Consider the following 15,271-nt stretch of genomic DNA (forward strand, 5'->3'; position numbering starts at 1 on the left):
TTAAATTTGAAGACCCTTTAAAGTATGTTTAACTAGTATTACTTGTTTCTTTCTTCCATAATATGAAATTCTTGATATAGTTGTAATAAGCTCATTAAAGCTGATATTAAATCTTTAGTTTCAAGAAGAATACCAAAATATAAAGTACTGTTTTTAGGACTTGTTTCATCGGTTCTAATTCTTGAAATTTGTTTGTCAATAGATTCAGATACATGATTGAAAATATCTTGTTTTGCATCTATAATTTGTGCCAAATTGTGGAATGTATTTTCACTAAAATCTTTTTCAATTTGATTGAATAAAACTTTCAATTCTTCGTTAATAGCTTTTAAATCATTTATTTGAGGTTTCTTTAAATGTTTGTGTTGGTTATTAACGTGTTTATAACTTGTAGTGGATATGTATTCGATAGATTGTGTAATATCTTGTAAATACCCTAAAACTAACAAATAGAACCTACTTGCTTTAACCGATGTATCATCAAGTGATTTAATAAAGTAGAAAACATCTTCTTTTAACTCATTAACTTCTTTATTTAGTTTTTTTACGTGTTTTTCAGTTTTAGAAAGCTTGTTTAAATCGTGAGTTGATAAATCGTTGACAACATTAGTAAACAGTTTATTTACTCTTCTAACTACTTCTGAAATATGATCTGTACTTTCATTTATAACTTCATTAATTGTAATCAACTCTGCACGCTCCATATATCTTTTAGCTTTCTTTTCCTTAGCTTTTCTAGTGTGTCTAATTGAACTGCGTCCAATTAAGAACAATACAATTATTAATAAAATTGATACTGATACTATTTCTCCAAGATAGATAATATATGCAAAAACTGCAGCAACGGTAAAAGCTGATAATGCAGTTAAAAACCAACCTCCAATCACATTAAATACACCAGCAACTCTGTAAACTGCGCTTTCTCTTCCCCAAGCTCTGTCTGCTAAAGAAGTACCCATAGCTACCATAAATGTAACATAGGTAGTAGATAAAGGTAATTTTAAGGAAGTACCGATAGAGATTAAAATACCTGCAACAAATAAATTTACTGAAGCTCTAACCATATCAAAAGCAGGCAACTCATATGATTTATCTTTTGGGAGTTCAATTACTGGTTTTTGAAATTTTGAATCTACCCAATCTAAAGTTTTTTGAGGAAAAATTTTATTGATTCCTTGACTAAATAAAATAGCTCCTCTTACAACTGTTCTTGAAACTACATTTGCTTGAAACTTTTCGTGCCCATCACCTTGTCTAGATAAGTTGATGCCTGTTTCAATAACTGATTTTGCTTTTTTTGAAAACCAAAGGGTAATCACCATAATCATTCCAGCTAGAAAAAGTAATGTTGGGTTTGAAGGTACTTTTTTAGCAAGTACACCCATAGAAAATTCATTAGCGGCGATACCAGATGCATCCCATTCTTGATATGAATTCCAAGCAGCAATAGGAACACCAATAAAGTTTACTAAATCGTTTCCGGCAAAGGCCATGGCCAATGAAAATGTACCAATTATTACAATAAATTTTAGAATATTTACTTTAAATAGAGAAATTAATAGCTGTGATAAAATGGTCCAAAAAATAAATCCATAAATAATAATTTGATAGGTTCTACCTTCAATTAAGTGTTTAACATCATCGTAAAAAGGAGTTCCTTTTAATCCTTTTACAAAAATAAAATAGGTAATGGCAGTGATAGCAAAACCTCCAAATAGAGCATTTACATAACTTTGTCTTTTATCAAATTGGAATGAATATAATAAACGCGACAAGAACTGTACAATAGCACCAACTGTAAAGGCTATAAAAACAGAAAGTAAAATTCCAGAGATAATAAGCAATGCTTTTTCAGAATTGATGTATTTACCTACATTTACTAATGTTTCTGCATCATTATTAGAAATTTTTATTAATGCCATAGCCACAGCTGCTCCTAATAATTCAAAAACTATAGATACTGTAGTTGATGTTGGCATTCCTAAGGAATTAAACACATCTAATAGCAAAATGTCTGTTATCATAACTGCCATAAAAATGAACATAATTTCATTAAAATAGAATTCTGAAGGATTGAAAATCCCTTTTCTTGCAACTTCCATCATACCACTTGAAGTAATAGCTCCAAGTGCCACACCTATACTGGCAATTATTAAAATAGCTTTTATTGAAACGGCTTTTGAGCCAATTGCAGAGTTTAAAAAGTTAACGGCATCGTTGCTAACTCCTACTACCAAATCAATTATTGCTAATACTGTAAGTGCAACAAGCATTAAAATGTAAATATCTCCCATTTTTTATTTTTTTAATTTTGCAAAATTACTTTCAAATATGTTAGTGTATATTAATTTAATGTTACCAACTTTAAATTAATGTTAAATTAATGTTACGTAATCATATTTTTATGATTGTTAGTTGATATTTAAAGATACTAATTAATTCAATTATTTTTTTAAAAAAGATCCCCAACTTTTAAAATAAAAGTTGGGGATTCATTAAATAAAAGGGGTGATTTTAGTATTGTTTATGATCCACACATTTCACAATCATCAGGATTATTTTGAGATGCAATTAACATGGCTTTTAATTCTTCAGGTGTTAAAGGCGCATCTTCTACTTTCTTTTTATTAGAAAGTGTAAATTGGATAGCGTTTACAGCACTTTTTGTTCTTAAATAATACATTCCTGTTTTTAAACCACTTTTCCAAGCGTAGAAATGCATAGATGTTAATTTTGAGTAATTAGCATCTTGCATAAATAGGTTAAGTGATTGAGATTGATCAATGAAATATCCTCTTTGGCGAGACATATCAATAATGTCTTTCATACTCATTTCCCAAACAGTTTTATACAAGTCTTTTAATTCTTGAGGAATTGCTTCAATATGTTGAATAGAACCATTGGCTCTCATAATACTTTCTTTCATTTCGTTATTCCACAATCCTAATTCTACTAGGTCTTCTAATAAATGTTTGTTTACAACAATAAATTCTCCACTTAAAACTCTTCGAGTATAAATATTAGAAGTATAAGGCTCAAAAGCTTCGTTGTTTCCTAAAATTTGGGAAGTAGAGGCTGTTGGCATTGGAGCTACTAAAAGTGAGTTTCTTACCCCATTTTCTTTTACATTTTTTCTAAGAGCTTTCCAATCCCATCGACCACTTAAATCATCTTCGGAAATTCCCCACATATTAAATTGGAATTCTCCTTGTGAAATTGGGGAACCTTCATAAGTTGAGTATGGTTCTTTTGCTTTTGCTATTTCCATTGAAGAGGTAACAGCAGCGAAATAAATAGTTTCAAATATTTCTTCGTTTAATTTTTTAGCTTCATCGCTTGTAAATGGCATACGCAACATAATAAAAGCATCGGCTAAACCTTGAATTCCAAGTCCAATTGGTCTGTGACGGAAGTTAGAGTTTTCTGCTTCTTTTACAGGGTAATAATTACGGTCAATAACCGTATCTAAGTTGCGCGTAATTTTTTTGGTTACTTCAAATAGTCTTTGGTGGTTGAAAAACTTCTCTCCTTTTTCATTTTCTTCTATAAACATGGGTATTGCAATTGAGGCTAAGTTACAAACAGCAACTTCATCTTTTGCAGTATATTCCATAATTTCGGTACATAAATTTGAGGAGCGAATAGTCCCTAAATTCTTTTGATTAGATTTGCGGTTGGCAGCATCTTTATATAACATATAAGGATTGCCTGTTTCAATTTGCGCTTCTAATATTTTTTCCCAAAGCTCACGAGCTTTGATAGTTTTACGTCCTTTGCCAACCTTTTCGTAACCAGTATATAGCTTTTCAAATTCATCTCCATAAGTGTCAAATAAATGAGGGCACTCATTCGGACACATTAGTGTCCAATCTCCATTTTCTTCTACACGTTTCATAAATAAATCTGGAATCCACATTGCGTAGAATAAATCACGAGCACGCATTTCTTCTTTTCCGGTGTTTTTTCTTAAATCAAGAAAATCAAAAACATCAGCGTGCCAAGGTTCCATATAAATAGCAAAGGATCCTTTACGTTTACCTCCACCTTGATCTACATAACGAGCGGTATCATTATACACTTTTAGCATTGGTACAATTCCATTTGAAGTTCCATTAGTTCCACGAATATAACTTCCTGTAGCTCTAACATTGTGAATAGATAACCCAATTCCTCCGGCAGATTGTGATATTTTAGCAGTTTGTTTCAAGGTATCGTATATACCATCAATACTGTCTTCTTGTATTTGTAGTAAAAAACATGAAGACATTTGTGGTTTTGGTGTTCCTGAATTAAATAGAGTTGGAGTGGCGTGTGTAAAAATTTTCTTCGACATTAACTCGTAAGTTTCAATCGCTTCATCAATATCTTCTTGATGAATACCAATTGCTACACGCATTAACATATGTTGAGGACGTTCGGCTATTTCTCCATTTAATTTTAATAAATAAGATCGTTCTAAAGTTTTGAATCCAAAGTAATCGTATCCAAAATCTCTATTGTATATGATGGTTGAATCTAATTTAGCTGCGTTGTCCATAATTACCTTATAGGTTTCATCAGATAATAATGGGGCTTTTTTTCCAGTACGAGGATTTACATAATTGTATAAATCCGTCATTACTTCAGAAAATGTTTTTTTAGTGTTTTTATGTAGGTTTGAAACAGCAATACGTGCGGCAAGTTTAGCGTAATCTGGATGTTGAACTGTCATAGTAGCAGCTGTTTCTGCAGCTAAGTTATCTAATTCTGAAGTTGTTACACCATCGTAAAGACCTTCAATAACTCTCATGGCTACTTTAACAGGATCCACTAAACTGTTTAATCCGTAACACATTTTTCTAACTCTAGCTGTGATTTTATCGAACATCACAGGTTCTTTTCTTCCATCTCTTTTTAATACAAACATAGGTTACACTTTATTAATTTTTAGTTAGTTTTTATTGTAATATACAAGTATGCCATTGATTTTGAAGTTTTCAAATTCAATAGGGGTTTATCTGTAATTTGATTTAAATTTTTATTGTTTTTTAGAAATCTGCATCAAAACTTATGCTTCCTGTTCCTCCACTTTTAACACCAGCTTTTTGGTATTCTGACACTCTTTTTTCAAAGAAATTAGTTTTACCTTCTAATGAAATCATTTCCATAAAATCAAAAGGATTTGAAGCATTATATACTTTTTCACAGCCAAATTCAGTTAACAAACGATCGGTAACAAACTCTAAATATTGAGTCATTAATTTAGCATTCATTCCTATTAAACTTACAGGTAAAGATTCAGTAATAAATTTACGCTCAATATCTAACGCATCAACAATTATTTCCGTAATTCGTTCTTTGGAAACTTTATTTACAATGTGGTTGTTGTGTAGGTGTACTGCAAAATCACAATGTAAACCTTCATCTCTAGAAATAAGCTCATTAGAGAAAGTTAATCCAGGTAATAATCCTCTTTTCTTTAACCAAAATATTGAACAAAAACTTCCTGAAAAGAAAATACCTTCAACTGCTGCAAAAGCAATTAAACGTTCTGCAAAACTTGGACTTTCTATCCATTTTAAAGCCCATTCAGCTTTTAATTTAATGGCAGGAAAAACCTCAATAGCTTTAAATAGTTCGTTTTTTTCTTCTTCATTTTTAACATAAGTGTCAATTAATAATGAATATACTTCTGAATGAATATTTTCCATCATTATTTGAAATCCATAAAAGAATTTAGCTTCAGAATATTGAACTTCACTTACAAAATTTTCTGCTAAGTTTTCATTAACAATGCCATCTGATGCAGCAAAAAAGGCTAAAATATGTTTAATAAAATATCGTTCATCATCAGTTAATTTCTTTTCCCAATCTATAACATCTTGGTGTAAATCAATTTCCTCAGCAGTCCAAATACTTGCTTCTTGTTTTTTGTACCACTCCCATATATCATGGTGTTGAATAGGAAAAATTACAAATCGATCTTTATTTTCTTGTAAAATAGGTTCAATAAACGACATTTATCTTTCTTTTTTGATTTTTAAATTTAGGTTAGTTTTCGTAAAGTACGAGAAAAACAAATATTGAAAAAAATAAGACACCAAAAAAGGTTTACTTATTCACATTTGCTTATAAGTTTTTAACATTTTTACTTTTTTTAATCTTTTTTCATTTTAGGTAAAATGCTGAAAAACAGTTAGATATTTTTTTAAAAACAAGCTCCCTAATTGATTTTGTTGGGTTTAAATAAAAGATCCTAAAACTTAAAAATAATTTTAAATTTTAGATTATTTTGATGTGGTTATTTTTTATAATTTTCAGCTACTTTTTCTAATTCACTATACCAATCTTTTCCAAACTTTCTTATTAAAGCATCTTTTACAAATTTATATACGGGAACTTGTAATTCTTGTCCTAAAACACAAGCATCATCACAAATAGGCCATTTGTGGTAGTTTACGGCTGTAAATTCACTATATTCCATTAACCTAACAGGATATAAGTGGCAAGAAATAGGCTTTTTCCATTTAATTTTACCTTGATTATAGGCTTCTTCAATACCACATTTAGCAATATTATTTTTATCAAAAATAACAAAAGCACAATCTTTATCATCAATTAATGGAGTTTCATATTCTCCTTCATTGGTAATAAATAAACCTTGATCTTCTATAGCTGCAATCCCTTCTTTTCTTAAAAAAGGTTTAACTTTTGGATAAATATCCAAAAGTATTTGAAGTTCATTTTCTTCTAACGGAGCTCCAGCTTCGCCATCAATACAACATTTACCTTTGCAAGCATTTAAATTACAGACAAAGTCTTTTTCTATAATATCTTCTGAAACGATTGTTTTTCCTAATTGAAACATGTGGCAAAAATAAACTATTTTTTACATTATTTTTGTTATAATTTAAATTGTGAATGTATAATTTTGCCATTTAAATAAGATAAAATGTTATGGTAGTAGATTTTAAAGAAATTTTTACAGCAACTATGGTATTGTTTGCTGTTATTGATGTTGTTGGAAATATTCCTATTATAATTGATTTAAGAGCAAAGTTTGGACATATTCAATCTGAAAGAGCATCAATTGTTGCAGCGATTATTATGATTGCATTTTTATTTTTAGGAAAAAGTATTTTAAATTTGATAGGAATTGATGTGAATTCATTTGCTGTAGCAGGTGCTTTTATATTGTTTTTTATTGCTTTAGAAATGATTTTAGGGGTTTCGCTTTATAAAGAAGACGAAACCAATGCTAAAACAGCGTCAGTATTTCCCTTAGCATTTCCATTAATTGCAGGCCCTGGAAGTTTAACATCTATTTTATCTTTAAGAGCAGAGTTTGAGACTGTTAATATTATAATAGCTATAATAATTAATATTATATTTATGTATATAGTTCTCAAAACCTCTAATAAATTAGGAAGGTTAATTGGAGACAATGGTATTTTAATTATTAGAAAAATATTTGGTGTGATTCTTTTGGCAATAGCGGTTAAATTATTTGCGTCTAATATTCAAGGTTTAATTTCATAAATTTTAGCATAATGAAAGATTTTGATGTTTTAATTATTGGTGCTGGTGCGGCAGGTTTATCTTGTGCATTAATTTTAGGATCGGCTAATAACAAGCCTTTTACTGTTGATAAAAAAATAGGAATTTTAACACACCAAAAATCTTCAGCACTTCAAAATGCAGAATTAAATAATGTGTTAGGGTTTAAAAAAGGAACCAAGGGAGTTACAATACTTAATGAAGGATTAAATCAATTGTCCAATCTATATCCTCATATAACTCAAATTGAAAAAGAAAAAGTGAATAAAATTGAAGGGAATGCGCCTAACTTTACAATTTATACCAATAAAGAAGTTTATAAAGCAAAATTAATTGTGGTAGCAGTAGGGCCTTCAAATTTATTTAATATCAAGGGCTTAGAACAATTTGTAACATTACATCCAAGTTTGCCGCCAAAAAAGGAACGAATTATGTTAAAAAACAACAATCATTTGGTAATAAATGGTATTTATGTTGCAGGAGTTTTAGCTGGCTGGAGAAGTCAGTTTTCCATTGCAGCAGGCAGTGGAGCTCAAGTGGCTACCGATATTTTGACTGCTTGGAATGATGGAAACCAAACCATGATTCATGATAGTGTTAATTAAGGATTGATAAACCCAAACAATCGTTTAAAAAAACCTTTCTTTTCTTCTGTATTTACTCCAGAAATTAAAACTCCGTTTTCATCCCATTGTTTCCATAATCCTTCAATTTTATCATCTACATAATAAATTTCAGACTTTATTTTTCCATTTTTATACCATTCTTTGTGTTGTCCAATTTTTTTACCATACTCGAACCTTCCAATCCATTTTAATTGACCATTTTGGTAATATTCCTTATTTATTCCGTGGTATTTTTCATCAGAATAGTTTCTTTCATGTTTAATTTCACCATTTTGAAAATATTCAATCCATTTGCCATCAATTTTCCCCTCATTTAAATTACCATCAACTTTAATGTTCCCTAAAGAATCTTTTATAATTAATGCTCCTGTGATGGGTTCATTGGAATTGAGAGAAACAGGATAAATTTTACTGGCATTTTGGTTTATTGAATTTGAATCGTGCGTATTTTTATGGCATCCAATAAATAGTATAAAAACACTTATTAGCTGTATAAATAAACTAAAAGGTTGCTTTCTTTTAAACATTTATAAAGAATTAAATTATTCTACAGTTACCGATTTTGCAAGGTTTCGAGGTTGATCCACATTACAGCCTCTCATAACTGCTATATGATAAGAAAGTAATTGCAATGGAATTGTTGTTAAAAGAGGGGTAAATGCTTCTTCGGTTTCAGGGATTTCAATTACATGGTCTGCAATTTCTTTTACAACGGTATCTCCTTTAGTAACAATCGCTATTATTTTACCATTACGAGATTTTATTTCTTGAATATTGCTTACCACTTTTTCATAATGTCCTTTTTTAGTTGCTATAACAACTACAGGCATAGATTCATCAATTAAGGCAATTGGGCCATGTTTCATTTCTGCGGCAGGGTATCCTTCAGCGTGGATGTATGAAATTTCTTTAAGTTTTAAAGCGCCTTCCAATGCTACTGGGAAATTATAACCTCTTCCTAAATATAAACAATTAGGAGCATCTTTATAAATGGCAGCAATTTTTTCAATTTCTGTATTAATTTTTAATAAATCCTCTACTTTTGAAGGAATTAAGCTCATTTCTTGTATGAAGTTATAATGCTCAGAATTTGAAAGTTCCCCTTTTAAATTACCTAGTTTTAATGCCATTAAAGCTAAAACGGTTATTTGAGTGGTAAATGCCTTAGTAGAAGCTACTCCAATTTCAGGACCTGCGTGCGTATAAGCACCGGTATCTGTTTCTCTGGCTATTGATGAACCAACCACATTACAAACTCCAAAAACAAAAGCGCCTTTAGATTTTGCTAATTTGATAGCTGCTAATGTATCAGCAGTTTCGCCAGATTGTGATATAGCAATTACAATATCATCTTTATTTATAATTGGGTTTCGATATCTAAATTCTGAAGCATACTCTACTTCAACGGGAATTCTTGCTAAATCTTCAAATAAATATTCTGCAACCAAACCAGCATGCCAAGAAGTACCACAAGCAACAATTACAATTCTTTTTGCATTTAAAAATTTAGCAATGTGGTTATCTACACTACCCATTTTTATAATGCCTTTATCGGCTAATAATCGTCCTCTATAAGTATCTAATATTGCGTTTGGTTGTTCATGAATTTCTTTAAGCATAAAGTGGTCAAAACCACCTTTTTCAATTTGCTCTAAATTAAGCTTTAATTCCTGAATGTTTGGTTCTACAAAAGAATCATCTTGAATTTTTCTAATTCTTATATTTTTACCTAATTTAATAATCGCTAACTCCTCGTCATCTAAATATACAGCATCTTTGGTATATTCAATAAAAGGTGAAGCATCAGATGCTACAAAAAATTCTTTATTATCTTCTCCAATTCCTATTGCAATAGGACTTCCCAAACGCGCTACAATTATTTCATCGGGTTTTTGAATGTCAAAAACAGCAATTGCATAGGCACCAACTACATTTGTTAGAGCTAACTGAACAGCTTTACCTAGTTTACAGTTGTTTTTAAGTTTTACTTCTTCAATTAAATTAATTAAAACTTCTGTGTCTGTATCACTATTAAAAGTATATCCTCTTGCTGAAAGTTCTTTTTTGATGGTATTGTAATTTTCAATAATACCATTATGAACAATCACTAGGTTTCCAGAATTGGAAAAGTGAGGATGAGAATTTATGTCATTTGGAATTCCATGGGTGGCCCAACGCGTATGCCCTAAACCTAACTTGCCTTTGGTGTTTTTATTTTCAGCAATTTTTTTTAAAGTTGCTACTTTTCCTTTAGCTTTATAAAGGTTAGTTTCATTGTCATTATTTAAAACAATTCCAGCACTATCATAACCCCTATATTCTAAGCGTTGTAAACCGCTTATTACAATTGGGTAGGCTTCTCTATTTCCTAAATATCCAACAATTCCACACACAGTAAGTTTGTATTTTAGTTATTAATTTCAGTATAAAATATTTCAAGTTTTACTTTTTTATCACCCGAAATTTCAGAACCATCATATAACACAACTCCTTTAGGATTCCAACTTTTATTTTCAATTTTAACATCGGTTATAGAGGTTGGAATATCGGTAGAGCTGTTGTATACTTTTAAACCTAGCTTAACTAATTCAGTTTCATCTTCAGAAGATAATAGACTTGAAATATAGTCTGTAATTTTAAATTTATAAAGGAATGGATTTCCATCTTCATCTCTTTCAAGAGTACCACCAACAGCAGCTATCCCTTCTGTAATTATATCCCTAATTTGAAGGTTGTCTTCATAATTATATAAAAATAATTGTTCAGGTACAATATTGCTTGAAGCGTTTTGATCTACATAAAAAGTTAAGTTAGCTTCATTAATTAACCAATTTTTACTTTTTAGATTTTCTAAATTTTCACTTTGTAATAACTCAACGGTGGCTTCTGATCCAGCAGCACCTTGAACGTACAATCTATTATCTCCACTTTCTTTAGACTGGGTATAATCTCTTGTCAATACGTTTGATTTCAAATTACTAAATAGAAATTTGAAATCATGTTTTGTACGTACACCTGTTTCTCCTGTTGTTCCATTTCCATCTAAATCTTCATCAGCATCTTCATCTTCGTCTTTAGAGTAGTAGATGGTCATTTTTGCATTGGTCATGCTTAATGAAATTAAGTGCGACTCTAAGCTGTTTAACTCAGTTGCTTCAATATATAAACCTCTAAAATAATGGTTAAAATCATCTAAACTTGAAAATTCTGAACCTGATGCGTTATCAACAAAAAGTTGTTGTATCATAGTTTCATTTAAAGGAATTTTTATTGATGGACTTACATCGGTTTCTTTAATGGTGTCGGTATCATAAACCGTAATTGCATCAGCTTTATAGCGTTTGATATAAGCAACCGTATCACTCGGATTTATTTTAAAAGCACCTGAATACAGTGGAGTATCGCCTTTTTGGAACTCTTTATCGGAATAGTAAATCGCTTTTTTTGAAGGGTCATTTGGATCGAGAGTGTTTAAAAAAGTTTTTAATTCATATACATTAATTAAAAATTCTTCATCTTTATTTCCAATGACAGAATCTATAGAGAATTTAGGTTTACCATCACTTTCATCATCTTCTTTTGTAAATTGATAGGGGATATTAATTAATACAGAATCAATAGCTGGGTTTGTTCCAAAATTGTAATTATCACCTGTTGATGGAAGTATTAATTGGCTTACTATAGAAGCCTTTAAAGAACCAAATTCTTTATCAGAATAAACACCTAATAAATATTGTTCTATTCCATTTGCAGGAACATTTTCAATATTTTTATTTTCAGTTATTACATTTGAAGTAAATTTATCGGTGCTAAATTTATCATTATCAACTAGGTTAACCCCTATACTTTCTATTTCTTTTTCACATGAAATTATTGAAAAAAATACGAAAGAAAACAATCCAGCGTATTTAAAAGTGTTTATAACTTTAGTAATCATTTATAAATTCTGATTTTTTTTATTAAACTATAAAACCTTGTTCGTATAAAATTCTGTATATGGATCTTCAAATTGTTCTACAGAAAAATATTCTAAAATTGGTTTATTAACGGCTTTTAAAAACTCTTCCAACTCACTAGGAATTGCGTCGCTTGCCTTAATAACAGCATCAGAGTTTTCAATAGCATTGATTAAAATATTTGTATAGTTTGGGTTAGAATAAGGTTCAATTTTTGTTTCACTAATACCATCAAATTTTACTTTATTGATGAGTTCAGTATTTAACGTTCCTTCAAAACCATTATTGTATAATGAAACCACAATTTTACTGTCAGAAAATAAAGGATCGTCTTTGTAATATTCTTTAATATATAAAGGGAGTAAAGAAGCCATCCATCCATGTACGTGAATAATATCTGGTGCCCAATTTAATTTTTTTACAGTTTCAACAACTCCTTTTGCAAAAAATATGGCACGTTCATCATTATCTTCAAACATGTTATTATCTTCATCAGTGAATAGTGCTTTTCTTTTAAAATATTCGTCGTTATCAATAAAATATACCTGCATTCTTTCTTTTGGAATTGAGGCTACTTTAATAATTAAAGGCATATCCATGTCGTTAATTACCAAATTCATACCAGATAAGCGAATAACTTCGTGTAATTGATGTCTTCTTTCATTAATTAAACCATAACGTGGCATAAAAATTCTGGTTTGACCGCCCTTGCCATGAATCATTTTTGCAGTTTCAAATGAGGTTGTAGATAGTTCGTTTTCAGGTAAATAAGGAACAACTTCAGAAGATACTACCAATACTCTCTTGTCTTTCATATATCAACTCTTTATTTTAAAGAATATGCAAAATTACGAAAATTTATACAGTTTTTAGCTTTAAAAATGTAAGTTTGCACGCTTTTAACGTTTATTAACAAATACGTTATGTTAGTTTTTGCTAAAATAAAATCAGTACAACAAAAGTTAAGTTCTTTTAAAAAAGGAACTACGATAGGCTTTGTTCCCACTATGGGAGCACTTCACAAAGGACATTTATCTCTTATTGAGCAAGCAAGAAAAGAAAACGACATTGTTGTTGTTAGTATATTTGTAAATCCAACTCAATTTGACAAACAAGAAGATTTAATAAATTACCCTAAAACAATAGATCAAGATTTATTGTTATTAAAATCGGTGTTTTGCGATATTGTTTTTGCTCCTTCTTCTCAAGAGATTTATGCAGATAATGTTAAATCACAATCTTTTAATTTTGATGGGTTAGAGCATCAAATGGAAGGAAAATTTAGAACTGGTCATTTTGACGGTGTTGGAACTATCGTAAAGCGTTTGTTTGAAATTGTAAGACCTAACAAGGCTTATTTTGGAGAAAAAGATTTTCAGCAACTCCAAATAATTAAAAAGATGGTGGAAAAACACCAGATACCAGTAAAAATTATTGCCTGTGATATTTATAGAGAAGATGATGGCTTAGCCATGAGTTCTAGAAATGCCAGATTGACACTCGAGCATAGAAAAGCAGCTCCATTTATTTATAAAACTCTAAAAAAGGCAAAAATTAAATTTGGCACAGAAAATGCTTTAAATATAGTAAAGTGGGTTGAAAATGAATTTAAAAATCAACCTCTATTAGAATTGGAATATTTTGAAATAGCTAACGAAGAAACCTTAAAAACAATAGAAACTAAAAGTTTGAACCAAAAGTATAGAGCTTTTATAGCAGTTTTTGCAGGAAAAATAAGACTTATTGATAATATAAGTTTATAAATATTAACAGATTAACACAAAATTATTAATTTTGCAGCATGCAGATAGAAGTAGTAAAATCTAAAATTCACAGAGTAAAAGTTACGGGAGCTGATTTACAATACATTGGCAGTGTAACTATTGATGAAGATTTAATGGATGCATCCAATATTATTCAAGGAGAAAAAGTTCAAATTGTAAATATTAACAATGGCGAACGTCTTGAGACGTATGCAATTCCAGGTCCTCGAAAAAGTGGTGAAATTACTTTAAACGGTCCAGCAGCTAGAAAAGTAGCTAAAGGAGATATCATTATCATTATTTCTTATGGAATTATGGATTTTGAAGAAGCAAAATCGTTTAAACCAACACTAGTTTTTCCAAATGAAAGCGATAATTCGTTAACATAAGTTTGAGAAAAAAAATTAAAAAAACAGCTTTTCTTATACTCCCAATTGTATTGGGAGTTTTTTTAATTTGGTACTCCATATCTCAACTATCGCCTAGCGATATTCAATCCATAAAAACATCATTCAAAACCGCCAATTATTGGTGGGTTTTATTATCAATAGTTTTTGGAATTTTAAGCCATTTGTCAAGAGCTTATCGATGGCAATTTTTATTAGAGCCTTTGGGGTATAAACCTCGTTTTGTCAATAGTGTAATGGCTGTGTTAATAGCCTATTTATTAAATTTATTTATTCCTAGATCAGGTGAATTTGCAAGAGCAGCAAGTATAAAAAAATATGAAAAAATTCCTTTTGAAAAGGCAATGGGAACCATTGTAGCTGAGCGTGTAGCAGATGTTATAATGTTATTATTTATTATGGGAATTGCTTTTTTTCTTCAAACGGATTTAATAGGAGGTTATCTTTTTAATAATAAAGAAGAAAGCAGTATTTATACTAAAATATTCTTTTTTGTAGTGATGCCAATCGTTGGATTTTTCATCTATAAATCTTTAAAAAAGTCTAGAAATCCTTTTATTGTTAAAGTTATTTCATTTATTAATGGATTAATGGACGGTGCTAAGAGTATTGTTACTATGAAAAAGAAATGGAAATTTATTTTTCATACCATATTTATTTGGGTAATGTATGTGCTTATGTTTTATGTAGTAACCTTTGCTTTACCTGAAACAACTAACTTGCCATTTGAAGCTATTATTGTAGGTTTTGTTGTTGGGGGCTTAAGTATGGCTTTAACAAATGGAGGATTAGGTACTTATCCTGTATTTGTGGCTAGTGCATTGATATTATATCACGTACAAGATAATCCTGCAAAGGCTTTTGGATGGATTATGTGGACAGCTCAAACATTAATGGTTATTGTGTTTGGAAGTCTTTCTTTTATTTTCATCCCTATTTATAATAAATACCAAAAAATATAGGTATTTCTTTATATATTTACT

The 15,271-nt window shown here is 30.0% G+C and carries 13 protein-coding genes; 5 read left to right on the forward strand and 8 right to left on the reverse strand.

Annotated elements, in window-relative coordinates:
* Window positions 1-38: 38 nt before the first annotated feature.
* The 4 genes from Q0714_RS03200 to Q0714_RS03215 all read right to left on the reverse strand — a co-directional run bounded on the left by Q0714_RS03200 (window position 39) and on the right by Q0714_RS03215 (window position 6,847).
* Window positions 39-2,294, reverse strand: a complete 2,256-nt coding sequence (locus Q0714_RS03200) for an inorganic phosphate transporter (RefSeq protein WP_298262864.1) — start codon at window positions 2,292-2,294, stop codon at window positions 39-41.
* 230 nt (window positions 2,295-2,524) lie between these two features.
* Window positions 2,525-4,906, reverse strand: coding sequence for a ribonucleoside-diphosphate reductase subunit alpha (locus Q0714_RS03205; protein WP_298262865.1), 2,382 nt, complete (start codon window positions 4,904-4,906; stop codon window positions 2,525-2,527).
* A 121-nt stretch (window positions 4,907-5,027) separates the two neighbouring features.
* Window positions 5,028-5,999 (reverse strand): ribonucleotide-diphosphate reductase subunit beta, encoded by a 972-nt coding sequence (locus Q0714_RS03210; protein WP_298262866.1) that lies wholly within the window; start codon window positions 5,997-5,999, stop codon window positions 5,028-5,030.
* Window positions 6,000-6,280: 281 nt separating this feature from the next.
* Entirely contained in the window at window positions 6,281-6,847 is a 567-nt protein-coding gene (locus Q0714_RS03215; RefSeq protein ID WP_298262867.1) for a DUF3109 family protein, read from the reverse strand.
* Window positions 6,848-6,936: 89 nt separating this feature from the next.
* On the opposite strand from Q0714_RS03215, the gene Q0714_RS03220 reads away from it, so the two are divergent.
* Window positions 6,937-7,518: a MarC family protein gene (locus tag Q0714_RS03220; protein WP_298262868.1), complete on the forward strand. Its 582-nt coding sequence runs from the start codon at window positions 6,937-6,939 to the stop codon at window positions 7,516-7,518.
* A gap of 11 nt (window positions 7,519-7,529) precedes the next feature.
* On the forward strand, window positions 7,530-8,141 hold the full coding sequence (locus Q0714_RS03225) for an NAD(P)/FAD-dependent oxidoreductase (RefSeq protein ID WP_298262869.1): 612 nt from the start codon (window positions 7,530-7,532) through the stop codon (window positions 8,139-8,141).
* Here Q0714_RS03225 and Q0714_RS03230 read toward each other — a convergent pair.
* The 4 genes from Q0714_RS03230 to Q0714_RS03245 are packed head-to-tail and all read right to left on the reverse strand — an operon-like array spanning window position 8,138 to window position 12,933.
* Window positions 8,138-8,689 carry a hypothetical protein gene (locus Q0714_RS03230; RefSeq protein WP_298262870.1) on the reverse strand — a complete coding sequence of 184 codons (552 nt, stop codon included), beginning with the start codon at window positions 8,687-8,689 and terminating at the stop codon, window positions 8,138-8,140. The two genes, Q0714_RS03225 and Q0714_RS03230, sit on opposite strands and share 4 nt — an antisense overlap.
* A gap of 15 nt (window positions 8,690-8,704) precedes the next feature.
* On the reverse strand, window positions 8,705-10,555 hold the full coding sequence (gene glmS, locus Q0714_RS03235; protein ID WP_298262871.1) for a glutamine--fructose-6-phosphate transaminase (isomerizing): 1,851 nt from the start codon (window positions 10,553-10,555) through the stop codon (window positions 8,705-8,707).
* Between the two features lie 14 nt (window positions 10,556-10,569).
* Entirely contained in the window at window positions 10,570-12,099 is a 1,530-nt protein-coding gene (locus Q0714_RS03240) for a DUF4270 domain-containing protein (RefSeq protein ID WP_298262872.1), read from the reverse strand.
* 27 nt (window positions 12,100-12,126) lie between these two features.
* Window positions 12,127-12,933: a glycogen/starch synthase gene (locus Q0714_RS03245; protein ID WP_298262873.1), complete on the reverse strand. Its 807-nt coding sequence runs from the start codon at window positions 12,931-12,933 to the stop codon at window positions 12,127-12,129.
* Window positions 12,934-13,041: 108 nt separating this feature from the next.
* Between Q0714_RS03245 and panC the strand changes: the two genes are divergently transcribed.
* Genes panC through Q0714_RS03260 form a run of 3 tightly spaced genes read left to right on the forward strand, consistent with a single transcriptional unit; the run spans window position 13,042 to window position 15,250 of the window.
* On the forward strand, window positions 13,042-13,881 hold the full coding sequence (panC, locus tag Q0714_RS03250; protein ID WP_298262874.1) for a pantoate--beta-alanine ligase: 840 nt from the start codon (window positions 13,042-13,044) through the stop codon (window positions 13,879-13,881).
* A 38-nt stretch (window positions 13,882-13,919) separates the two neighbouring features.
* Window positions 13,920-14,270 (forward strand): aspartate 1-decarboxylase, encoded by a 351-nt coding sequence (gene panD, locus Q0714_RS03255; protein ID WP_298262875.1) that lies wholly within the window; start codon window positions 13,920-13,922, stop codon window positions 14,268-14,270.
* Window positions 14,271-14,272: 2 nt separating this feature from the next.
* Entirely contained in the window at window positions 14,273-15,250 is a 978-nt protein-coding gene (locus Q0714_RS03260; protein ID WP_298262876.1) for a lysylphosphatidylglycerol synthase transmembrane domain-containing protein, read from the forward strand.
* Window positions 15,251-15,271 lie beyond the last annotated feature (21 nt).

Origin of the sequence: uncultured Lutibacter sp. (assembly GCF_947493565.1) — a bacterium.
In the GTDB taxonomy this organism is placed as follows: domain Bacteria; phylum Bacteroidota; class Bacteroidia; order Flavobacteriales; family Flavobacteriaceae; genus Lutibacter; species Lutibacter aestuarii.